This is a genomic window from Enhydrobacter sp., from assembly GCA_025808875.1.
In the GTDB taxonomy this organism is placed as follows: Bacteria; Pseudomonadota; Alphaproteobacteria; order Reyranellales; family Reyranellaceae; genus Reyranella.
In genome coordinates this window covers 4,338,746-4,360,878 of sequence record CP075528.1, presented here as the reverse complement: position 1 = coordinate 4,360,878, position 22,133 = coordinate 4,338,746, and the positions used below count along the sequence as shown (strand labels likewise).

The window sequence follows — 22,133 nt, the reverse complement described above, 5'->3', positions numbered from 1 at the left end:
GTCTGATCATCGCCATCGACGGGCCGTCGGCCAGCGGCAAGGGCACGCTCGCCCGGCGGCTCGCCCGGCATTTTCGCCTGCCCCATCTCGACACGGGGCTTCTCTATCGTGCCGTCGGCCTGCTGGCGGCCCGCACCGGCCGCGCACCGGCCGAGATCGCGGCCGGGCTCGTCCCGGCCGATCTCGACGATCCCGCCCTGCGCGGCGACGAGGCGGGGCAGGCCGGCTCGAAAGTGGCGGCACTTCTCGACGTCCGTGCCAACTTGTTGAGATTCCAGAAGGAATTTGCCGGACAGCCAAGCGGCGCCGTGCTTGATGGCCGCGATATCGGCACTGTCATTTGCCCCGATGCTCCCGTGAAACTCTTCGTCACGGCCAGCCTGGAGGCACGGGCGGAGCGGCGCTTCCAGGAGTTGCGCACAGGGGGGGGCGACACTATAAAACCGCGCGTTCTTGCCGAGATGGCGGAGCGGGACCGTCGCGACAGCGAACGGGCGGCTGCCCCTTTGAAGGCCGCACCCGACGCCTACGTTCTCGATACCAGCGACATGGATGCCGACGCGGCCTTCGCCGCAGCCTTGGCATTCATGGCGCGCAAGGGCTTTCGATCGGCCGGGCCGTAAGTCGCCGCCGGCGGATCGAAAAACGACACAGCGGCGATTGCGGTCGGAAGCCGGCCGCGGCGTTTCAAGGCAGTGGATCCGCCGGATCAACCGGTTGGCCGACGGGCGGCAGCGTTTCGCCCGGGATCGACGAAGGAGAGGTATTGAATGGCTAAGGGCAGCGCCCTGCGTAAACCCGCGAACGACGCCGCGAGCGCCGAATTCGCCGCACTGCTCGACGAATCGCTCGGCGGTTCGGCGAGCTTCGAAGGCACGGTCGTCAAAGGCCGTGTCGTCCGCATCGCCAACGATTTCGTGGTGGTCGATGTCGGCCTCAAGTCGGAGGGGCGCGTTCCGTTGCGCGAGTTCGCCAACGGCGGCGCTGACGCGGAAATCAAGGAAGGCGACACGGTCGACATCTATGTCGATCGCATGGAGAACAAGGACGGCGAAGCCGTCCTGTCGCGCGAGAAGGCGCGTCGCGAGGAGGCCTGGACGCTTCTCGAGAAGGCGTTCACCGACGGTGAGCGCGTCATGGGCATCATCTTCGGCCGCGTGAAAGGTGGCTTCACGGTCGACCTGTCGGGAGCGGTCGCGTTCCTGCCGGGCAGCCAGGTCGACGTGCGCCCGGTGCGCGACGTCGGTCCGCTGATGGGTCAGGCCCAGCAATTCGCCATCCTCAAGATGGATCGCCGTCGCGGCAACATCGTGGTGTCGCGGCGCGCCGTCATGGAGGAGACGCGCGCCGAGGACCGTACCCGCCTGATGGGCAACCTCGGCGAAGGCCAGGTGCTCGACGGCGTGGTCAAGAACATCACCGACTACGGCGCGTTCGTCGATCTCGGCGGCGTCGACGGCCTGCTGCACGTCACCGACATCGCCTGGAAGCGCATCAACCATCCGTCGGAAGCGCTGACCATCGGCCAGCAGGTCAAGGTGCAGGTCATCCGCTTCAACCCCGAGACGCAGCGCATCTCGCTCGGCATGAAGCAGCTGATGAGCGATCCTTGGGACGGCGCGGGCGCCAAGTACCCGGTCGGACTGAAGCTCAAGGGCCGCGTCACCAACATCACCGACTACGGCGCCTTCGTCGAGCTGGAGCCCGGCGTCGAGGGCCTGGTGCACGTGTCGGAGATGAGCTGGACCAAGAAGAACGTCCATCCCGGCAAGATCGTGTCGACCTCGCAGGAGGTCGAAGTGATGGTGCTGGACGTCGACATGTCCAAGCGCCGCATCTCGCTCGGCCTCAAGCAGTGCATGGCCAATCCGTGGGAGAGCTTCGCCGAGAAATACCCGGCCGGCACCGAGCTCGAGGGCGAGGTCCGCAACATCACCGAGTTCGGCCTGTTCGTCGGCCTGCCCGGCGACATCGATGGCATGGTCCATCTCAGCGACCTGAGCTGGGACAAGGCGGGCGACGAGGCGATCCGCGACTACAAGAAAGGCGACCAGGTCAAGGTCAAGGTGCTCGACGTCGACATCGACAAGGAGCGCATCTCGCTCGGCATCAAGCAGCTCGCCAACGACCCGTTCGAGAAAGTGGGCTCGGTTGCCAAGAAGGGCGATGTCGTCACCGTCATCGTGGCGGGCATCCAGGACAACGGCATCGACGTCACAGTGCAGGACGGCATCCCGGGCTTCATCCGCAAGTCCGAGCTCAGCCGCGACCGCTCGGAGCAGCGCCCGGACCGCTACGCCCTGGGCGACAAGCTCGACGCCAAGATCACCAACATCGACAAGGCCTCGCGCCGCGTCGTGCTGTCGGTCAAGGCACGCGAGCTCGACGAGGAGAAGAAGGCGATGGCCGATTTCGGGTCGTCCGATTCAGGCGCCAGCCTCGGCGACATCCTGGGGGCCGCGCTCAGCCGGGCCCAGAAGAAGGACGAAGACGGCAAATAAGTCGTTTTTTGCGATCAAAAACACGAGGCCGGTCCCGAGGGACCGGCCTTTTCTTTTTGATTCAAGGGCTTAGGCTTGAAGGCAGGTGAATTTTGCTCTATTGTTGCGGCAATGACCAAGTCGGAGCTGATCGCCCGCCTGGCGGCCCGGAATCCCCATCTCTATCAAAGGGATGTGGAGCGGATCGTCGCCACGGTCTTTGACGAGATTTCCAAAGCACTCGCGCACGGCGACCGAGTCGAGTTGCGTGGATTCGGCGCGTTTTCGGTGAAGAAGCGCGACCCGCGCACTGGCCGCAATCCGCGGACGGGCGAGCAGGTCGCGGTCGCCTCCAAGCGGGTGCCTTACTTCAAGACGGGCAAGGATCTGCGCGACCGCCTGAACAAGGAAGCGCAGCGCGCCGCCGGCGCGGCCCCGGCCGGCGAATCGACGGGCGACAAGACGTAGCGTCGTCTCGCTTCGGGCGGCCGCGATGTGCCATGCTGGCCGCCGCATGAAAATCCTGTCCCGCGCCCTCTTCGTGCTCTTCGTCCTGCTGGGCGTGTTGATCGCCGTCAGCAACAGCCAGCCCGTGCAGCTCGCGCTGTGGCCGCTGCCTCACCTCGTCGTGCTGCCGCTCTATCTTCTGGTGATCTTCCTCCTGCTGCTGGGCGTGTTGTCGGGCCTGGCGATCGAATGGTGGGTAGAGCGCCGCCATCGCCGCCGGGCCCGCGACCAGACGCGCGAAGTGGCGCGTCTCGAGCGTGAGGTGGCCCGCCTGCGCGAGGCGCTGGCGCAGCGGCAGCCCGTCCATCCGGCCGCTCCGGCGGGCCGCGAACAGAAGGCCATGGAGCGGCAAAGCGCGCTGGTGGCACCCGAACTGGCCCAGCCGGCAACGCGGGGCCCGTTCTCTTGAGGTCGCTGTCGGCTGCCGAAGTCGACGCGGCCCTCGACGACGTGGCGCTGATCGACCGCCTCGAGGCGCAGTTCCGCGCTGGCTGCGAGATGCCGACACGCCACCATCATCCGGTCAAGGCGCCGCTCGGCCCGGGGTCGTCGGATGCCATGCTGCTGCTCATGCCGGCTTGGACCCAAGGACCGTTCGGGCGGATCGGGGTCAAGGTCGTCACGGTGTTCCCCGACAACGGTAAGAGTGGCCTTCCCTCGATCTACGGCGAGTATCTGCTGCTCGATGGTCGGACCGGGGTGCCGTTGGCTCTGCTCGACGGCACCACGCTCACCAAACGGCGCACCGCCTGCGCCTCGGGCCTTGCATCACGCTACCTGTCGCGGCCGGAATCGAGCCGGCTGCTGGTGATCGGCACCGGCGCCCTCGCGCCTCACCTCGCCCGTGTCCACGCCAAGATGCGGCCGATCCAGGCGATCGCCATCTGGGGCAGGCGCCGGGAACAGGCCGAGCGGCTCGCCGCCGAGCTCGCCGGCTCGCTTCCGTCCGCGCTTGGGCGTCCGATCGAGGTGCGGGTCGCCGCCGAGCGCCGGGACGCCGTGGCGTGGGCCGACATCGTGTCCTGCGCGACGCTGGCCAAGGAGCCGCTGGTCGAGGGCGAATGGCTGCACGAGGGCCAGCATCTCGACCTGGTTGGCGCCTACACGCCGCAGATGCGCGAGAGCGACGACAAGGCGGTGTGGCGCGCGCGGGTCTTCGTCGACACCCGCGCCGGCGCCCTCAAGGAAGCGGGCGACATCGTCCAGCCAATCGCCAACGGCACGATCTCCGAGGACGATGTGATCGCCGACCTGTTCGAACTCGCCCGCGGGCAACAGAGCGGTCGCCTGGCGGGCGACGGCACGACGATCACTTTGTTCAAGTCGGTCGGTGCCGCGCTCGAGGATCTCGCGGCCGCGGAACTGGCGGTCACGGTTCGATAAGGGCGCCGATGCGCTTCAGCTCGTCGATCTCGGCGGTGTCCAACCCCGCCTCCGCAAGGACTGCGCGCGAATCGGCGCCCTGGAGCGGCGCCATGGTCCGGATCGCCGGCGGCGTGCGGCTCATGCGCATCGGCGGCTCGACCATCAGAATGTCGCCTTCGCTGGGATGCGGATACTTCCTGAAGAGTTCGCGCCACGCCAGATGGGGATCGTCGAACAGGTCGGAGGGCCGGTTGACCGGCGCGTTGGGGATTTCGGCCCGATCGAGCAGGCTCACCCATTCGGCCGTCGTTCTGGCCGGCGCCAGTTCCTCGACCATGGCGTACATATCGTTGATGTGCAGCGAACGGGAGTTGAGCGTCGAGTATCTGGGGTCCTTCAGGACCTCGGGGCGGCCGACGATCTCGAAGAAGTTGCGCCAATGCTTGTCGATGTAGGGCAGGATCGCCATCCAGCCGTCCTTGGTTCGGAACGGCTTGCGCGTGCGGGCGAGCAGCCGCGTGTAGCCGACCGCACCCTGTTCGTCGAAGGTGCGCTCCCACAAGTGTTCGACCATGAGCCAGGCCGCCATGGTCTCGAACATCGGCACTTCGACGAATTGTCCCTCGCCCGTGCGCTGGCGATGCATGAGGGCGGCCAGCGTCGAAAAGGCGAAAGTGAGCCCTACCGTCTTGTCGGCGATGATAGTCGGCGGATACCGGGGAACATCGTCGCCGGCAGCGCGGCCCATCAGGTCGGCGATGCCGAAGCGGGCCTGGATGGCGTCGTCGTAGGCGGGAAGCCGCCCATAAGGGCCATCTGCCGAGTAGCCGTAGGCCCCGACATAGACGATGTCCGGCCTGACCTTGCGGATCTGTTCGTAGCCCAGGCCCAGCGCCTCGATGGCTTGCGGCCGCAGGGCATGGACGAAAGCATCCGCCGTGGCGACCAGCTTCAACAGGGCCGCCCGTGCCTTGTCGTTCTTGAGGTCGAGGCAGAGCGAGCGCTTGTTGCGATTGACGTAGAGATAGGTCGGTCCCATGCCGGCGGTCCGGGCGGGCTTGCCGATGTGACGGACGGCGTCGCCTTCCGGCGCCTCGACCTTGATCACGTCCGCGCCCTGGTCGGCCAGCAGCATCGTCCCGTACGGACCCAGGATGATATTGGTGAGATCGACGATGCGAATGCCTTCGAGTGCGCCGGCCATGATGTTTCCCGTGATGAGTCGAGAACCGACACTGCCATTGCGATGACTCCACGTCACCTCGGCAACGCAATGTATCCGGGCCGACGCGGAGCGGGACACCATCTGTAGGGACGATGGCTCTCGACATTGGTTTGCTGTGGCAGCAGCCGGCCGGTCGCCTCGGGCAACGTCGATGAGATCGCCACCTTCGACGAAAGTCGGGGCGAGTCCCTTCGTGCAGCGGCCTGCGTGCGAGTAGAGACTTTCGTCACAGGGGCGGAACTCTTCGATCTCTGCGCAATCCATCGCGCCGGTGACGAGCATCCGGAAGAAGGATGTGGCGGTGACCGATCGGTGGCCGGCGATCAATCGGCGGCGCGTTGCACCTCCTTGCGGTACGAGTCAAGAGGGTGACGCATTCACCGCCATACTGAGGTGTTATGTGACCGTTGTGCGACGCGTTGAGTCGGTGTAGCGAAGAACCAGAAGAGGCGGGGGGCGATGCGGAACGTCGCAAGAAAACAGCAAGAGCCCAAAGCAGTCACGAGCACTGCATCACGGCCATACCGCATCGAGGAGCAAATCGGCTATCTGCTGCGACGGGCGCATCAGCGGGCAAGCGCGATCTTCCAAGTCTCGATCGGCGATCCGAACATCACGCCGACCCAGTACTCGAGCATGGTGAAGCTCAACGAATATACCGAGCTGTCGCAGAACCTGCTGGGGCGTCTGGTCGGCATGGACAAGGCCACCATGCAGGGCGTGGTGCGTCGCCTCAAGGAACGCGGCCTGGTCGATTCCCGTCCCGATCCGGGCGACGCGCGGCGAACCCTGCTCAGCCTTACAACCGAGGGTCAGCGGGTCGTCAACAAGCTGCTGATGAACGGGCCGGCGGTCTCGCGCGAGACGCTGAAGCCGCTCAACGGCGCCGAACAGCGCCAGCTCCTGGAGCTCCTGTCCAAGATCATCTGAGCAACGGGCGGCGTTTGACTCATGCGAAGCGCGCGGTCATCGTACGTACACGAACGATATGGGTGACTACCTCCGCCCGCACCGCCTCGAGGAGGCCCTGGAGGCGCTCGACCGGCCCTGCACGGTGCTGGCGGGCGGAACGGATTTCTTTCCGGCCCGGGTCGGACGGGTGGTCAGCGAGACGGTTCTCGACATCGGTGCCATTGCGGAGTTGCGTGGCATCCGACCGGTCGGAAACGGATGGCGACTGGGAGCCACGACGACTTGGCGCGAACTGGCCGACACCCCACTGCCGCCTCTGTTCGACGGGCTGAAGCAGGCCGCCCGGGAGGTCGGCGGTCGCCAGATCCAGAATGCCGGCACACTGGCGGGCAATCTCTGCAACGCCTCGCCGGCCGCCGACGGCGTGCCCCCGCTGCTGGCGCTCGACGCCCAGGTCGAGATCGCGAGCCGATTCGGACAACGCCGCATGGCGATTGCGGCGTTCATCGTCGGCAATCGCCGCACGGCGCTGCGGAGCGGAGAGCTCGTGACGGGCGTCTTCGTGCCGCAGCCGGGACGTGCGGCGCGCAGCGCCTTTCTGAAGCTGGGCGCGCGCCGATATCTCGTGATTTCCATCGTCATGGCGGCGGCCACGATCGAAGCGGCGGATGGCCGGGTGGCGGCGGCGCGTGTCGCGGTGGGCGCCTGCTCGGCGGTGGCGCAACGCCTGCCGGCCCTTGAGGAGGCGCTCCTCGGCGCGCCGGTCGGTCCGCACCTCGGTACCGTCGTGGCGCGCGCTCATCTCGGTCCTCTGGCGCCGATCGACGACGTCCGCGGCAGTGCCGCCTATCGGTCAGACGCGGTCGTCACCGTGTTGCGCCGTCTGTTGTCCGGACTCGCCGCATGACGATCCGCTTCACGCTGAACGGCAGGCCCACGACATTTTCCGGGTCGCCCATGATCCGTCTGGCAACGGCGTTGCGGGATGGGCTCGGCTTGACCGGCACCAAGGTCGGCTGCGACGCGGGCGATTGTGGCGCGTGCACGGTGCTGCTGGACGGCCGGCAGGTCTGCGCCTGCTTGGTCGCCACCGGGCAGGTCGAGGGCAGGACCGTCGACACCATCGAGGCGCAGGTCGAGCCGGACGGCCTGCAGCAATCCTTCCTGACCCATGGCGCGGCGCAGTGCGGCATCTGCACGCCCGGCATGCTCATGGCGGCTCGCGAGCTTCTGGCAACACGGCCGACGCCGACACGCTCCGAGGTCGAGGATGCCTTGGGTGGCGTCCTGTGCCGCTGCACTGGCTACGCCAAGATCGTCGAGGCAGTGATGTCGGCGTCGCGACCGATCGAGCTTGCGGCTCCACTGAGCGGCCATGCGGTGGGTGCGCGTCTCGCGCGGGTAGATGGCTGGGCGAAGGTCGCCGGCCGGGACACGTTCGGGGCCGACGCGATCCCCGGGGATGCGCTCTGGATTCGAGTCATTCGCTCGCCGCATGCGCGCGCGCATTTCTCCCTGGGTGACTTGATGCCGCTGCGCCAACGACTGGTTGCCGTACTCACCGCCTCCGACGTGCCCTTCAATGGCTACGGCATCTATCCCGACATCAAGGATCAGCCGGTCCTCGCCGAGGGCCGGGTGCGCTATCGCGGCGAGGCCGTCGTCGCACTGGTCGGCGAGCGCGACGAGGTGCTCGCCGTGCGCGACGAAGACGTGCCGATCGAGTGGCACGCGGAGCCGCCCGTCACCGGAATCGAAGCGGCGATGGCGCCCGACGCGCCGCTGGTGCAGGCTGACAAGCCCGGCAACCTCCTGCTGGAGGGCGGCGTGAAACGGGGCGACCCGCAGGCGACGTTCGCCCGTTGCGCTGCCGTGGCCGAGGGCGTGTTCGAGACGGCCTTCGTGGAGCATGCCTACATCGAGCCCGAAGCCGGATGGGCCGAGCGGGTAGGCGACCGCCTGGAGATCCACGCCACCACCCAGACGCCCTACATGGATCGCGACGAGGTCGCGAGCGTGATGCGGCTCGCGCCCGAGCAGGTGCGCATCGTGCCGACCGCCTGCGGCGGCGGCTTTGGCGGCAAGCTCGATCTCTCGGTCCAGCCCTTGATCGCCCTCGCGGCCTGGAAGCTCGGCCGGCCGGTGGCGATGGTCTATACGCGGCCCGAAAGCATGGCCGCCTCGACCAAGCGTCATCCGGCGCGGGTGGCCGCCCGGTTCGGCTGCGACGCCTCGGGCAGGCTCGTCGCCTGCGACGTCACCGCGACCTTCGATACCGGCGCCTATGCCTCGTGGGGGCCCACCGTGGCCAACCGCGTTCCGGTGCATGCCATGGGTCCCTACGCGGTGCCCAACGTCCGTAGCCGGGGCGCGGCCTATTTCACCAATGGGCCGCCGTCCGGTGCCTTTCGCGGCTTCGGCGTGCCGCAGGCCGCCATCGCCCACGAGGCCATGATGGATGCGCTGGCCGACAGGCTCGGCATCGACCGGCTGGAGTTTCGCCATCGCAACGCGCTACGGGTCGGTGACACGACGGCCACCGGGCAGACGCTCGCGCATTCGGCGGGACTTGCCGCCTGCCTCGACGCGCTCCGACCGCACTGGAAGGCGGCATTGGCCGAGGTTCGCCACGACGGGCCGTTCCGGCGCGGCGTCGGCATCGGCTGCATGTGGTACGGCATCGGCAATACCTCGATGTCCAATCCGTCGCGCATGCGGGTCGGCCTGGCGGTCGACGGCACGCTCACGCTCTACAACGGCGCGGTCGATATCGGCCAGGGCAGCAACACCATCCTGACGCAGATCGCCGCCGACGCACTCGGCCTGCCGGCGTCGCGGTTCGAGCTTGTGTCGGGCGACACCGATCTGACCGCCGACGCCGGCAAGACCTCGGCGTCGCGCCAGACCTTCGTGTCGGGCAAGGCGGCCGAGCTCGCCGGCCTCGACCTGCGCCGCCAGATCCTGCGGCTCGCCAACACGGGTCCCGACGCCGTCCTGTCGCTCGAAGGTGCCACGCTGAAGGTGCACGACGGCGGCATCGTCCGCAGCCTCGACCTCGCGGCCATCGGCGCGCTGACGGGCGAGGGCACGTTCGACCCGCCGACCACGCCGCTCGACGCCGACGGGCAGGGTGTGCCTTACGCCACCTACGCGTTCGCGGCGCAAATCGCCGTCGTCGAGGTCGACATGGAGCTGGGCACGGTGAAGGTATTGCGCGTCGTGGCGGCGCATGATGTCGGCAAGGCGATCAACCCGACGCTGGTCGAGGGACAGATCGAAGGCGGCATCGCGCAGGGGCTGGGCCTGGCACTGATGGAGGAATACCTGCCCGGCCGCACCGAGAACCTGCACGACTACCTGATCCCGACGATCGGCGACGTGCCCGAGATCGACTGCCTGTTGATCGAGGATCGTGAGCCGCTCGGTCCGTCCGGCGCCAAGGGGGTCGGCGAGCCCGGCCTGGTGCCGACGGCGCCGGCGATCCTGGGCGCCATTCACCACGCCACCGGCGTGCGCATGACGCGCGTGCCGGTCTTGCCGCACCGCCTGCGCGAGGCGATCCTCGCCGGCGAGCAGGCCCGGGAGAGGGGACGATGAGCGACGAGCTGACGCTCACGGAGACCGAGCGGAAGGCGGGCATCGTCCGTTGCGACGCCTGCCCGGTGCTGTGCCGCATCCGGCCTGACCGGGCCGGTGCCTGCGACCGCTACGCCAACGAAGACGGCAGGCTGGTCCGCGTCGATCCGCTGGTGTTGCTGGCCAAGCCGGGGCTGGCGCGCGTCGCCTTCGTCGAGGGCAGCGATGGCTGGGCGGGCGAACCCGGCGCCAATGTCCTGGGTAGGGGCGAGGGCGCCGTTGTCACCGGCATCGGCGCCACCACGACCTATCCCGACTACAAGCCCGCGCCCTTCATCGTCTCGTCCAGGCACGACGGCGTCGACATGGTCACGGTCGTGACCGAGGGCATCTTCAGCTACTGCGGCGTCAAGGTGAAGATCGACACCGACCGCTATCTCGGTCCCGAGCAGGCGACGGTGCGGGTGAAGGGCGAAGCGGTGGGCCATGTGACCACCGCCGAGTATGGATCGCAGATGCTGTCGCTGGGTGGCGTGCACCACCTTACCGGCGGCAGCAAGAAGGAGGGCGTCGTGACCTGCGATGCCCTGCTGGCGCTCTGCAGCAAGGAGGCGGTCGAGGTCGCGATCGACGGCGGTTCGACGGTGGTGGTTCAGGCCGACAGACCGCCCATCGTCAACGGTGCGACCGAAGAACGCATGCGCGTCGGCTGCGGCTCGGCCGCCATCGGCATGTTCGCGCCGCAATGGCGGGACCATGTCGACGAGGTGATCGTGGTCGACGACCACATCACCGGCGTGCTGAGCGAGCACCAGGGCGGTCGGTTCCTCGACATGAAGCCGGCCGGCATCCGCGTGCGCGGCCGCAAGTCGACTCCGGGCCGCTACTTCCAGGTCGCCAATCCCGGCCTCGGCTGGGGCGGGACCGACGTGTCCGACCCGCTGGAGATCATCGACAGGATCGATCCCAGGCAGGCGTGGCCGGGGCTGAAGCTCCTCATGGTCTCGACGACCGGCGAACATTCCGCCTGGTTCGAGCTCGACGACGAGCTGAAGCCCCGTCCCGCCGCCATGCCCGCGCCGGTGCGGGCGGTGGTGGAGCGCATCGCCGAGAATTGCGAGCCCGCGCTCTGCACCGTGCTGTTCATGGCCGGCGCCGGCGGCTCGCTGCGCGCCGGGGTGACGGAGAATCCCGTGCGCCTCACCCGGTCCGTGCGCGCGGCGCTGACCAAGGTGACGCTGGGCGGCGCGCCGGCCTTCGTCTGGCCGGGCGGCGGCATCACCGTCATGGTCGACGTGGCGCAGATGCCGGCGAATTCCTTCGGCTACGTGCCGACGCCGGCGCTGGTCGCGCCCATCGAATTCACCCTGCGCGCCGACGACTACGCCGCCCTCGGCGGCTACGCCTCGCGCGCGGTCACGCTGGAGGACGTGCTGCGGGCGAACAAGGTGAGGGTCGACACGTGATCGGCCCTCGAGCCGCCCGCCTGGCCGACGGCCGGCTGCATCTTCAGCACGGGCCGATCGATCTGATCGTCGAGGCCTTCGGTGCGCCGGACGAAGTCGAGCGCGCCTGCGGCCAGGCGGCCGGCCGGTTCGGGGACATCCTGCCGACGCTGGTCGGCGAGCTGGTCGAACTGCGGCGGCCGCTGGCGGACGACTATCCGAGGCTGCGTGGACCGGTGGCGCGGCGCATGGCCGAGGCGGTTTGGCCTTATCGCGGCATCTACATCACGCCGATGGCGGCGGTGGCCGGCGCGGTGGCCGACGAGATGCTGGAGGCGCTGGTTCGCGGGCGGACGCTGGACAAGGCCTATGTCAACAACGGCGGCGACATCGCCTTCCATCTCGCGCCCGGCCACGAGTTGCGCGCTGGCCTCTTCGTGCGGGCGCTCGATGGCGACGTGCGACTGAGCCACGGCCGGCCGGCGCGCGGCATCGCCACCTCGGGCTGGAGTGGACGATCGTTTTCGCGCGGCATCGCCGACAGTGTGACGATCCTCGGCAGGACCGCCGCAGGCGCCGATGCCGCCGCGACGGTGGTCGCCAACGCAGTCGACGCCGACCATCCGGCGATCGAGCGGCGCCCGGCCCGCGATCTCGATCCGGACAGCGATCTCGGCGTGCTGCCGGTCACGACGGCGGTCGGTCGTCTGCCACCCGATGTCGTCGCTGCGGCGCTGGCGCGCGGATGCGCCGAGGCACGGCGCTTGCGGGTCGATGCGGCATTGTCGCTGCAGGGCGAATGGCGAATCTGGGAGGCAGCATGAGCGATCCGTTGCAGGAGGCCCTGAGGGTTCTCGAGGACTATCTCGCGGCCCTCAATCGTGGCGACGAGAAGGGCACGAACGACGCCTGCAACTTCCCGCATGTCCGACTGGCTGCCGGCAAGGTGACGGTCTGGCCCGATCATGGCGACTACAGGCTCGAGGATTTCCGCGCCCGCGCCGGCGATGGCTGGCATCACAGTACCTGGGACGAGCGCACGCCGATCCATGTCGGCGAGAACAAGGTCCATCTGAAGGTGAAATTCAGCCGCTGGCGGCGGGACGGCTCGCTGATCGGCACCTTCGAAACGATCTACATTGTGACGCGGCAGGACGGGCATTGGGGCATCCAAGCCCGCTCTTCTTTTGCCTCGTGACGGGATGGTAGGGTGCGCCGCAGAGGCAGTCTCGACGTTTCATCAGAGGGGGATTTGATGCTGACACGCAATCGTCTGCTGGCCGGTGCCACGGCGCTGGCCGCGCTGTCCCTGATCGCGCCGGCGAGCGCACAGGAGCCGATCAAGATCGGCGAGCTCAACAGCTACAAGAATTTCTCGGCCTTCCTCGAGCCCTACAAGAAGGGCTGGGAGCTGGCGGTCGAGGAGGTCAACGCGGCGGGCGGCGTGCTCGGCCGCAAGATCGAGATCGTGAGCCGCGACGACAACGGCAATCCCGGCGACGCCGTCCGCGTCGCCGAGGAACTGCTGACCCGCGAGAAGGTGGCTTTCCTGGTCGGCACCTTCCCGTCGCATGTCGGCCTCGCGGTATCGGACTTCGCCAAGCAGCGCAAGACGCTGTTCATCGCCGCCGAACCGCTCAGCGACAAGATCGTATGGGACAACGGCAATGCCTACACCTTCCGGCTGCGCACCTCGACCTACATGCAGACGGCGATGCTCATTCCCGACGCCGTCAAGCTCAACAAGAAGCGCTGGGCGGTGGTCTATCCGAACTACGAGTACGGCCAATCGGCGACCGCGGCGTTCAAGAAGCTGCTGACGGCCCGGCAGCCGGGCGTCGAGTTCGTCAGCGAGCAGGCGCCGCCGCTCGGCAAGATCGACGCCGGCGCGGTCACCCAGGCGCTGGCCGACGCCAAGCCCGAGGCGATCTTCTCCTCTCTGTTCGGCGCCGATCTCGCCAAGTTCGTGCGCGAAGGCCAGCAGCGCGGCCTCTTCAAGGGAGTCGAGGTGTTCAACCTGCTCGCCGGCGAGCCCGAGTACCTCGACCCGCTGAAGGACGAGGCGCCCGTCGGCTGGTACGTGACGGGCTACCCCTGGTACGGCATCAAGACGCCCGAGCACCAGAAGTTCCTCGACGCCTACCAGAAGAAGTTCAAGGACTATCCGCGGCTCGGCTCGATCGTCGGCTATGCCACGGTGCAGTCGGCAGTCGCGGCGATCAAGAAGGCGGGTTCGCTCGATCAGGAGAAGCTGGTCGCGGCGATGAAGGGCCTCACGCACTCGACGCCGTTCGGCGACGTCACCTATCGCGCGCTCGACCATCAGTCGACCATGGGCGCCTATGTCGGCCGCATCGGCGTCAAGGACGGCAAGGGCATCATGACCGACTGGCGCTTCGTCGACGGCAAGGACGCCCTGCCGAGCGACGACGAGGTCAGGAAGATGAGGCCGAGCAATTAGCATTGGCCTTTCCTCCCCAGTCACACTGGGGAGGTGTCCGCGAAGCGGACGGAGGGGGCATGACCCCTCCGGCCCTTCAGGCCACCTCCCCACTTCGTGGGGAGGCTGAAGAAGCGTGACCTTCTCCTCCATTCTCATCCAGCTGCTGAACGGGCTGGCGTCGGCGGCGTCGCTGTTCCTGGTATCGGCCGGGTTGTCGCTGATCTTCGGCGTCACGCGCATCGTCAATTTCGCGCACGGCTCGCTCTACATGCTCGGCCTCTATGGCGCCTACAGCCTGATCGAGCTGCTCGGCCGTACGCCGCTCGGTTTCTGGAGCGCCGTCGTGCTGGCGGCGCTCGCGGTCGCCTCGATCGGCATCCTGATCGAGGTGCTGGTGCTGCGCCGCATCTATCGCTCACCCGAGCTGTTCCAGCTTCTCGCCACCTTCGCCATTGTCCTGGTGATCAAGGACGTCGCGCTCTTCGTCTGGGGGCCCGAGGATCTGGTCGGGCCGCGCGCGCCCGGCCTCAACTGGTCGGTCGAGATCGCGGGCAAGCGCCTGCCGATCTACGACCTGGTGCTGATCGGCATCGGACCGCTGGTGCTGGGCGTCATGGTCTTGTTGCTCAGGCGCACGCGATGGGGGGCGCTGGTGCGCGCGGCGACGCAGGACCGCGAGATGGTCGGCGCGTTGGGCGTCGACCAGGCCAGGCTGTTCACGTCGGTGTTCTTCGTCGGCGCCCTGCTGGCGGGCCTGGGCGGTGCGCTGCAGATTCCGCGCGAGCCCGCCAATCTCGATCTCGACCTGACGGTCATCGCCGACGCCTTCGTCGTCACCGTAGTCGGCGGGCTGGGCAGCCTGGGCGGCGCCTTCCTCGCCGCCATCCTGATCGGCGTCGCCAAGGCCTTCTGCATCGGGATCGGCACGGTCCACGCCTTCGGCGTCGAGATCAGCTTCTCCAAGCTCACCCTGGTGGTCGAGTTCATCATCATGGGCATCGTGCTGGTCCTGCGGCCCTATGGCCTGCTCGGCAAGCCGCCTGCGATGCACCGCGCCGTGGGCGAGCCCGCGCCGCCGCTCACGCCGCCGCGCCGGCACGCAGTCGCGGTCTGGATGGTTCTTTTCCTCGTGGTTCCGCTCGCCGCCGATCAGTACGTCACCGTGTTGCTCACCGACATCGCCTGCTTCGCCCTGTTCGCCGTCTCGCTGCACTTCATCATGGGGCCGGCCGGCATGGTGTCGTTCGGCCATGCCGCCTATTTCGGCCTCGGCGCCTATGCCGCGGGCCTGCTCTTCAAGCGCGCGGGCCTGCCGATGGAGGCGGCTCTGCTGCTGGCGCCGTTCTGTGCCGGCCTGTTTGCCGTGGTCTACGGCTGGTTCTGCGTGCGCCTGTCCGGCGTCTATCTCGCCATGCTGACCCTCGCCTTCGCCCAGATCACCTGGTCGATCGTGTTCCAGTGGGATTCGTTCACCGGCGGCAGCAACGGCGTGGTCGGCATCTGGCCCTCGACCTGGCTGGGCAGCAAGAGCGCCTACTACTACATGACGCTGCTGCTGTGCGGCGCGGGCATCGCGCTGCTGTGGCGCATCCTGTTCTCGCCGTTCGGTTACGTGCTGCGCGCCGGCCGCGATTCGCCGCTGCGCGCCGAGGCTATCGGCATCGACGTGCGGCGTTTCCGGTGGATGGCTTTCGTCCTTGCCGGCACGATGGCGGGGCTCGCCGGCGCGGTCTTCGCCTTCTCCAAGGGCAGCATCTCGCCCTCCGTCGCTTCCATCGCCCTGTCGACCGACGGCCTCGTCATGGTGCTGCTGGGGGGCATCGAGACGCTCACGGGACCGATCGTGGGGGGTGCCCTGTTCACCTGGCTGCGCGACGAACTGGCCCGCCAAACCGACTTCTGGCGCGCCGTCATGGGGCTGGTGATCCTGCTGATCGTGCTGCTCTTCCCGCAGGGGCTGGTCGGCGGGCTGAAGGTGTTGGCGGCGCGCTGGCGCGAGGCGCGGGCATGAGCTCGCCGGACGCCGCGGTGGTTCTTCAGGTCGAGGGCCTGCACAAGGCGTTCGGCGGCGTCCAGGCCGTCGCCGACGTGTCGTTCGCCGTGTCCGCCGGCGAGTTGCTGGCGCTGATCGGCCCCAACGGCGCGGGCAAGAGCACCTGCTTCAACATGCTGAACGGCCAGCTCGCGCCCGACGGCGGCATCGTGCGGCTCGGCGGCCGCGACATCGTCGGCCTTAGTCCGAGGGAGATCTGGCGGCTGGGCGTCGGCCGCACCTTCCAGATCACCGCCACGTTCGCGTCGCTTTCCGTGCGCGAGAACGTGCAGATGGCGCTCTACTCTCATGCCGGAAGGCTGCGCTCGCTGCTGCCACGCTTCGGCACGGCCCTGCGCGGCGAGGCCGACGCCCTGCTCGACCAGGTCGGCATGCTCGACCAGGCCGATCGGGTCTGCGGCGTGCTGGCCTATGGCGACCTCAAGCGCGTCGAGCTCGCCATGGCCTTGGCCAACCGGCCGCGGCTGCTGCTGATGGACGAGCCGACGGCCGGCATGGCGCCCAGGGAGCGGGTGGCGCTGATGGAACTCACCGCCGGCCTCGCCCGCGCCCGCGAGATCGCCGTGCTGTTCACCGAGCACGACATGGACGTCGTGTTCAGCCAGGCCGACCGCATCATCGTGCTCGACCGCGGCAACCTGATCGCCGGTGGCACGCCCGAGGAGGTGCGCGCCAACCCGCAGGTGCGGGCGGTGTATCTCGGGGGGACGCATTGATGCCGTTCTTTGTCGTCCTGAGCGAAGCGAAGGACCTAGCGCCAGCATCAGAGTCGCTGATCGCTCGGTTAGGTCCTTCGCCTGCGGCTCAGGACGACAGTATTGGGAGCCGCACATGCTCCTGGTGAAGGACCTGCACGCCTATTACGGCCGGGCGCACATCCTGCAGGGCGTGTCGGTCGAGGCGCGGCCCGGCGAGGTCGTGGCGCTGCTCGGCCGTAATGGCGCCGGCAAGTCGACCACGCTCAAGGCCATCATGGGGCTGGTGCCGCCGGCCCGCGGCGAGGTGAGCTTCGAGGGCCGGCGCATCGACGGGCTGACGCCCTATCGCGTGGCGCGACTCGGCCTCGGCTACGTCCCGGAGGATCGCCGCATCTTCACCGACCTGACGGTGACCGAGAATCTCGAGGTCGGGCGGCGCGCCGCCCGGCCGGGCGCGCCGAGCTGGACCGAGGACAGGCTCTTCGCGCTGTTCCCCAATCTCGCCGGAATGCGCGACCGGCCGGGCGGGCGCATGTCGGGCGGCGAGCAGCAGATGCTGACCATCGCCCGCACTCTGATGGGCAATCCGCGCTGCGTGCTGCTCGACGAGCCGTCCGAGGGTCTGGCGCCGATCATCGTCGAGCAGATGGCGCACTCGATCCGCGCCCTGAAGGGCGAGGGCCTGTCGGTGCTGCTGTCGGAGCAGAACCTGCATTTCAGCCAGGCCGTCGCCGACCGCGCCTACATCATCGAGAAAGGCCAAATCCGCTTCAGCGGCACCATGGCCGAACTCACCGCCGACGCAGCACTTCGCGAACAATATCTTTCGGTCTGACATGCCCGCTTCCGCCATGCTCACCGTCGGCATCGATGTCGGCGGCACCTTCACCGACCTGATCGCCATCGATCCGGCGTCCGGCGCGGTGAAGCTCGCCAAGGTGCCGACCACGGTCGACAACCAGGCGCTCGGCTTCATGGCCGCGCTGGCCGCTGCCGGGGCCGCACCCGCCGCCGTGCAGGCGCTGGTGCACGGCACGACAACCACGACCAACGCCCTGCTCGAGCGCAAGGTCGCGCGGGTCGGCCTGATCACGACGCGGGGCTTCCGCGACGTGCTCGAGCTCGGCCGCCGCACACGGCCCCAGCCTTACGGCCTGCGCGGCACCTTCCGGCCGCTGGTCGAGCGCGAATACCGGCTGGAAGTGCCCGAGCGCATGGACGCCGACGGCCAGGTGCTGACCGCGCTCGACGAGCCGGCCGTCGCCGAGGCCGCGCGCCGGCTTCTGGCGCTGGGCTGCGAGGCCGTCGTCGTGCACTTCCTGCACAGCTACATCAACCCCGCGCACGAGCGTCGCGCCGCCGCGATCGTGCGCGAGCTGTGGCCCAACGACTACGTCACCGCCGGCCACGCCATCCTGTCGGAGTATCGCGAATACGAGCGCGGCGTCACGGCGGCGGTCAATGCGTCGGTGCAGCCGGTGCTCGACCGCTACCTCTCGCGCCTGCGCCAAGAGCTCAAGGCCAAGGGCTTCGACCGCGACATCCTGGTGATGCAGGGCAATGGCGGTACGATCTCCTCGAGCCTGGTCGCCCGCGCGGCGGTCAACACGGTGATGTCCGGCCCCGCCTCGGGTGTCATGGCGGCGGCCTATACCGGCCGCGCCTGCGGCCATCCCAACCTGATCACCTACGACATGGGCGGCACCTCGACCGACGTCGGATTGATCGAGAATGCCGTGCCGCAGGTCTCGGGCGAGCTCGAGCTGGAATACGCCATGCCGATCCATGTGCCGATGGTCGACGTCCACACGATCGGCGCGGGCGGCGGCTCGATCGCCTCGGTCGATCCCGCCGGCATGCTGCGGGTCGGGCCTGAAAGCGCGGGCGCGCGGCCGGGTCCGATCTGCTACGGCAAGGGAGGCGACGAGCCCACCATCACCGACGCCAACCTGTTGCTCGGCCGGCTCAATCCCGACCGGCTGCTGGGGGTCGACCGTCCGGTGACGCTCGACCACGTGCGACACATTCTGGTCGACAAGGTCGGCCATCGCCTCGGTCTCGATGCCGAGGGCGCGGCGGCGGCCATCCTGCGCATCGCCAACGACCGCATGGCCGGCGCCATCCGGCTGGTGTCGCTCTCGCGCGGCCACGATCCGCGGGACTTCGCGCTGTTCGCCTTCGGCGGCGCGGGCCCGTTGCACGCCACGGCGCTGGCGCGCGAGCTCGGCATCCCGACCGTGCTGGTGCCGGCGCGGCCCGGCATCACCAACGCGCTGGGCTGTGTCGTCGCTGACCTGCGCCACGACTACGTGCGCACCGTGAACAAGCCGTTGTCGGCGGTCGACGACGCGACCGTCGCCGGCATCTATGCCGAGCAGGCGGCCGAGGGCCGCGCCACCATCGAGCGCGAGGGCGTGCCGGTGCGCGAGCTGCGCCATGTGCTGAGCGCCGACATGCAGTTCCAGGGGCAGAGCCACATCCTGTCGGTCTCGGTCGAGCGGCCGGAGATCGGCGTCGACGGGTTGCGCAAGGCCTTCGCCGCCGCCTACTGGCGCCGCTTCGGCATCGAGCTTCCCGAGATCCCGCCGGTGCTGGTCAACCTGCACACCGCCGTGATTGGCGTGCGGCCCGGGGTCTCGCTCGAAATCCTCGCCTCGGGCGAGCGTGCGTCGAGCTTGCACGCCGCCCGGGTCGGCGAGCGCCGCGTCTGGTTCGGCGACGGCTGGCACGTCACGCCGGTCTATGCTCGCGAGAAGCTGCCGCTCGATGCGACATTCGAAGGTCCGGCGATCCTCGAACAGCTCGACTGCACCACCGTCGTCGAACCCGGCGATCGCGTGACGCAGGACGAGTTCGGCAACCTGCTGATCCGCATCGCCTCACCCTGAGGAGCAGCCGCAGGCCGCGTCTCGAAGGGTGGAAACGGGCACCTTTGTTGTTGCCCATCCTTCGAGACGCATCGCTAGGCGATGCTGCTCAGGATGAGGTGGTGGCGTTGCGTGACAGCAGCGACAGTTTCCGGCAGCTTCTCGCCATGAAGATCACCGACGTCGCCTGCCACATCCTGCAATGCAAGGTCGACAAGCCGTTCGTGTCGGCGCGCGGCTGGGTCTACGGCACGCGCTCGACCTGCCTGATCGAGATCTCGACGGACGACGGCCTCACCGGCTGGGGCGAGTGCTACGGGCCGTCGGTGGTCGCCAAGGCATTCATCGACACGCAGTTCAAGGCACGCGTCGTCGGCCGCGATCCGTTCGACGTCGAGGCGATCTGGGAGGATCTCTACAATCGCATCAAGGATTACGGCACCACCGGCATGGCGATCTCGGCCATCTCGGGCATCGACATCGCGCTGTGGGACATCATGGGACGTGCCACGGGCAAGCCGGTGCACAAGCTGATCGGCGGCGCCTACCGCAGCGAGGTGATCCCTTACGCCACCGGCCTCTATTTCATCGACATGAACCGCCTGATCGAAGAGGCGGTCGAGGAAGCGCTGGAATTCAAGAACGACGGCTTTCGTGCCATCAAGATGAAGATCGGCCTCGGCGACCTGAAGCTCGACACGAGGCGCGTCGCCGCCGTGCGACAGGCGATCGGACCGGACGTTCAGCTCGCGGTCGACGCCAACCACTGCTTCTCGGTGCCCAACGCCATCAAGCTCGGCCGCATGCTGGAGGAGCATGACATCCTGTGGTTCGAGGAGCCGATCAGCCCGGAGGACCATGACGGCTACGTCGAGGTGACGCGTGCCCTCGACATGGCGGTGGCGGGCGGCGAGAACGACTACACCCGCTGGGGTTTCCGCGACGTCATCGCCAGGAAGGCGATGGACATCGTGCAGCCCGATCTCTGCGCCGCCGGCGGCTTCTCCGAGTGCCGCAAGATCGCGACCCTGGCGTCGGCGTTCGGCGTTGAGTGCGTGCCGCATGCCTGGGGCTCGGCGATCGGCCTGGCGGCGACGGTGCAGTTCCTGGCGGCATTGCCCGACCAGCCGCCGGCCTTCCGGCCGATGCCGCCCATGCTGGAGTTCGAGCAGACGCCCAACCCTTTGCGCGACCACCTGGCGAAGGAGCCGATCGAGCAGAAGAAGGGCATCGTCAAGGTGCCGACCAGCCCCGGCCTCGGCATCGACATCGATCGCGAGGTGCTGAAGAAGTACAAGGTGGGTTGATTTCGTCGTCCTGAGCGCAGCGAAGGACCTGGCAGGACGACCAGCGGCTGTGGCGCCAATGCGAGATCCTTCGCTTCGCTCAGGATGACAAGCTCATGAAGATCGTCGACGTCAAAGCCTATCCGACCTCCTTCCGCGTGCCGAAGGAGCGGCAGGTGTCGCTGGGCATCGGCACCATGACCAAGCGCGACTGCGTGATGGTCAAAGTGACCACCGAGGACGGCCTCGTCGGATGGGGCGAGAGCCATCACGCGCGCTCGCCGGGCAGCGTCGGCCATCTGATCGACACCACGCTCAAGGGCTTCGTCGTCGGCATGGACGCCACGGACACGGTCGGAATCTGGAGCAAGATCTACAAGTTCCAGCTCGGCAGCCACGGCATGGGCGCCGCCACGGCCATGGCGATGAGCGGCATCGACCAGGCCCTGTGGGACATCAAGGGCAAGGCGACGGGCTGGCCGCTCTACAGGCTGTTGGGCGGCTCGAACCGGCCGGTGCCCGCCTATGCCGGCGGCATCTCGCTCGGCTACCAGGAGCCGAAGGCGCTGGTCGCCGAGGCCGAGCCCATGGTCGAGGCGGGCTACCGGGCGCTGAAACTGCGCATCGGCGACACGGTGGCCAACGACATCGCCCGCATGACGGCGATCCGCAAGCGCTTCCCCGAGGTTGCGATCCTGACCGACGCCAACACCGGCTACACGGTCGAGGACGCGCGCCGTGTCATGCCAGCGATGGACGAACTCGATATCTCGTGGCTGGAGGAGCCGTTCCCGGCGCACGATCATCGCTCCTACCGCATGGCCAGGGGCTTCGGCCGCACGCCGCTTGCCGCCGGCGAGAACCACTACACGCGCTTCGAGTTCCACCGGCTGATCGAGGACGGCAACGTCACCATCCTGCAGCCCGACCTGTCCAAGAGCGGCGGCGTCACCGAGGTCCAGCGCATCGCCGCCGCGGCCTCGATGTGGAAGCTGCCGATCCATCCGCACAGCTCGATGACCGGCCTGAACCATGCGGTGTCGATCCACTTCCTGGCGTCGATCGACAATGGCGGCTACTTCGAGGCCGATCTCTCCGTCGCCAACAAATTCCGCGACGAGCTCTGCAGCGAGGCCTGGAGCATCGGCCGGGACGGCACCGTGCGGCCGCTCGACAGGCCCGGCATCGGGGTCGAGATCGACGAGAAGTTCCTCGCGGCCCATCCGGTCATCGAGGGTCCGGGCTACACCTAGCGACGTCGGCCTGTGGATGAGTG

Annotated in this window: 19 protein-coding genes; 18 read left to right on the top strand and 1 reads right to left on the bottom strand. The window is 68.2% G+C overall.

The genetic code is table 11. From position 1 onward, the window contains the following. Positions 1-2 precede the first annotated feature (2 nt). The 5 genes from KIT25_21610 (at position 3) to KIT25_21590 (ending at position 4,370) form a co-directional block, all read left to right on the top strand. The gene (locus tag KIT25_21610; GenBank protein ID UYN98017.1) at positions 3-623 is read left to right on the top strand and encodes a cytidylate kinase; all 621 of its coding nucleotides are present in this window, start codon (positions 3-5) and stop codon (positions 621-623) included. A gap of 147 nt (positions 624-770) precedes the next feature. Continuing rightward, positions 771-2,501: a 30S ribosomal protein S1 gene (rpsA, locus tag KIT25_21605; protein ID UYN94596.1), complete on the top strand. Its 1,731-nt coding sequence runs from the start codon at positions 771-773 to the stop codon at positions 2,499-2,501. 111 nt (positions 2,502-2,612) lie between these two features. Next, positions 2,613-2,948 (top strand): integration host factor subunit beta, encoded by a 336-nt coding sequence (gene ihfB / locus KIT25_21600; protein ID UYN98016.1) that lies wholly within the window; start codon positions 2,613-2,615, stop codon positions 2,946-2,948. Positions 2,949-2,994: 46 nt separating this feature from the next. Beyond that, the gene (locus KIT25_21595; GenBank protein UYN94595.1) at positions 2,995-3,396 is read left to right on the top strand and encodes a DUF1049 domain-containing protein; all 402 of its coding nucleotides are present in this window, start codon (positions 2,995-2,997) and stop codon (positions 3,394-3,396) included. After that, the gene (locus KIT25_21590) at positions 3,393-4,370 is read left to right on the top strand and encodes an ornithine cyclodeaminase family protein (GenBank protein ID UYN94594.1); all 978 of its coding nucleotides are present in this window, start codon (positions 3,393-3,395) and stop codon (positions 4,368-4,370) included. Before KIT25_21595 ends, KIT25_21590 begins: the two co-directional genes overlap by 4 nt. On the opposite strand, the gene KIT25_21585 is transcribed toward KIT25_21590, so the two are convergent. After that, entirely contained in the window at positions 4,357-5,556 is a 1,200-nt protein-coding gene (locus KIT25_21585; GenBank protein UYN94593.1) for a CoA transferase, read from the bottom strand. The two genes, KIT25_21590 and KIT25_21585, sit on opposite strands and share 14 nt — an antisense overlap. 480 nt (positions 5,557-6,036) lie before the next feature. Here KIT25_21585 and KIT25_21580 point away from each other — a divergent pair, with 480 nt between their 5' ends. The 13 genes from KIT25_21580 (at position 6,037) to KIT25_21520 (ending at position 22,110) form a co-directional block, all read left to right on the top strand. Continuing rightward, entirely contained in the window at positions 6,037-6,507 is a 471-nt protein-coding gene (locus tag KIT25_21580; protein ID UYN94592.1) for a winged helix-turn-helix transcriptional regulator, read from the top strand. A gap of 58 nt (positions 6,508-6,565) precedes the next feature. Further along, complete coding sequence (locus KIT25_21575; GenBank protein UYN94591.1) at positions 6,566-7,396, top strand: FAD binding domain-containing protein; 831 nt, start codon at positions 6,566-6,568, stop codon at positions 7,394-7,396. Next, complete coding sequence (locus KIT25_21570) at positions 7,393-10,086, top strand: molybdopterin-dependent oxidoreductase (GenBank protein ID UYN94590.1); 2,694 nt, start codon at positions 7,393-7,395, stop codon at positions 10,084-10,086. Before KIT25_21575 ends, KIT25_21570 begins: the two co-directional genes overlap by 4 nt. Next, positions 10,083-11,531, top strand: a complete 1,449-nt coding sequence (locus KIT25_21565; GenBank protein UYN94589.1) for a 6-hydroxynicotinate reductase — start codon at positions 10,083-10,085, stop codon at positions 11,529-11,531. Before KIT25_21570 ends, KIT25_21565 begins: the two co-directional genes overlap by 4 nt. After that, entirely contained in the window at positions 11,531-12,334 is an 804-nt protein-coding gene (locus KIT25_21560) for a UPF0280 family protein (GenBank protein UYN98015.1), read from the top strand. The genes KIT25_21565 and KIT25_21560 overlap by 1 nt, the downstream gene beginning before the upstream one ends. Further along, positions 12,331-12,708 (top strand): hypothetical protein, encoded by a 378-nt coding sequence (locus KIT25_21555; GenBank protein UYN94588.1) that lies wholly within the window; start codon positions 12,331-12,333, stop codon positions 12,706-12,708. Before KIT25_21560 ends, KIT25_21555 begins: the two co-directional genes overlap by 4 nt. Positions 12,709-12,765: 57 nt before the next feature. Then, positions 12,766-13,971: an ABC transporter substrate-binding protein gene (locus KIT25_21550; protein ID UYN94587.1), complete on the top strand. Its 1,206-nt coding sequence runs from the start codon at positions 12,766-12,768 to the stop codon at positions 13,969-13,971. Positions 13,972-14,086: 115 nt separating this feature from the next. After that, positions 14,087-15,964 carry an ABC transporter permease gene (locus KIT25_21545; GenBank protein ID UYN94586.1) on the top strand — a complete coding sequence of 626 codons (1,878 nt, stop codon included), beginning with the start codon at positions 14,087-14,089 and terminating at the stop codon, positions 15,962-15,964. Continuing rightward, positions 15,961-16,722: an ABC transporter ATP-binding protein gene (locus KIT25_21540; GenBank protein ID UYN94585.1), complete on the top strand. Its 762-nt coding sequence runs from the start codon at positions 15,961-15,963 to the stop codon at positions 16,720-16,722. Before KIT25_21545 ends, KIT25_21540 begins: the two co-directional genes overlap by 4 nt. A gap of 115 nt (positions 16,723-16,837) precedes the next feature. Beyond that, a complete protein-coding gene (locus tag KIT25_21535; protein UYN94584.1) occupies positions 16,838-17,539 on the top strand; it encodes an ABC transporter ATP-binding protein in 702 nt (233 codons plus the stop codon). Position 17,540: 1 nt separating this feature from the next. Continuing rightward, entirely contained in the window at positions 17,541-19,592 is a 2,052-nt protein-coding gene (locus KIT25_21530; protein UYN94583.1) for a hydantoinase/oxoprolinase family protein, read from the top strand. A gap of 146 nt (positions 19,593-19,738) precedes the next feature. Next, positions 19,739-20,878: a mandelate racemase/muconate lactonizing enzyme family protein gene (locus tag KIT25_21525; GenBank protein ID UYN98014.1), complete on the top strand. Its 1,140-nt coding sequence runs from the start codon at positions 19,739-19,741 to the stop codon at positions 20,876-20,878. Between the two features lie 95 nt (positions 20,879-20,973). After that, a complete protein-coding gene (locus KIT25_21520) occupies positions 20,974-22,110 on the top strand; it encodes a mandelate racemase/muconate lactonizing enzyme family protein (protein ID UYN94582.1) in 1,137 nt (378 codons plus the stop codon). Positions 22,111-22,133 lie beyond the last annotated feature (23 nt).

Excerpts from the sequence above, each read along its gene's own strand:
- rpsA (UYN94596.1), top strand. The coding sequence starts at position 771 with ATGGCTAAGGGCAGCGCCCTGCGTAAACCCGCGAACGACGCCGCGAGC.
- ihfB (UYN98016.1), top strand. The coding sequence starts at position 2,613 with ATGACCAAGTCGGAGCTGATCGCCCGCCTGGCGGCCCGGAATCCCCAT.
- KIT25_21595 (UYN94595.1), top strand. The coding sequence starts at position 2,995 with ATGAAAATCCTGTCCCGCGCCCTCTTCGTGCTCTTCGTCCTGCTGGGC.
- KIT25_21585 (UYN94593.1), bottom strand. The coding sequence starts at position 5,556 with ATGGCCGGCGCACTCGAAGGCATTCGCATCGTCGATCTCACCAATATC.
- KIT25_21580 (UYN94592.1), top strand. The coding sequence starts at position 6,037 with ATGCGGAACGTCGCAAGAAAACAGCAAGAGCCCAAAGCAGTCACGAGC.
- KIT25_21575 (UYN94591.1), top strand. The coding sequence starts at position 6,566 with ATGGGTGACTACCTCCGCCCGCACCGCCTCGAGGAGGCCCTGGAGGCG.
- KIT25_21570 (UYN94590.1), top strand. The coding sequence starts at position 7,393 with ATGACGATCCGCTTCACGCTGAACGGCAGGCCCACGACATTTTCCGGG.
- KIT25_21565 (UYN94589.1), top strand. The coding sequence starts at position 10,083 with ATGAGCGACGAGCTGACGCTCACGGAGACCGAGCGGAAGGCGGGCATC.
- KIT25_21555 (UYN94588.1), top strand. The coding sequence starts at position 12,331 with ATGAGCGATCCGTTGCAGGAGGCCCTGAGGGTTCTCGAGGACTATCTC.
- KIT25_21550 (UYN94587.1), top strand. The coding sequence starts at position 12,766 with ATGCTGACACGCAATCGTCTGCTGGCCGGTGCCACGGCGCTGGCCGCG.
- KIT25_21540 (UYN94585.1), top strand. The coding sequence starts at position 15,961 with ATGAGCTCGCCGGACGCCGCGGTGGTTCTTCAGGTCGAGGGCCTGCAC.
- KIT25_21535 (UYN94584.1), top strand. The coding sequence starts at position 16,838 with ATGCTCCTGGTGAAGGACCTGCACGCCTATTACGGCCGGGCGCACATC.
- KIT25_21530 (UYN94583.1), top strand. The coding sequence starts at position 17,541 with ATGCCCGCTTCCGCCATGCTCACCGTCGGCATCGATGTCGGCGGCACC.
- KIT25_21525 (UYN98014.1), top strand. The coding sequence starts at position 19,739 with ATGAAGATCACCGACGTCGCCTGCCACATCCTGCAATGCAAGGTCGAC.
- KIT25_21520 (UYN94582.1), top strand. The coding sequence starts at position 20,974 with ATGAAGATCGTCGACGTCAAAGCCTATCCGACCTCCTTCCGCGTGCCG.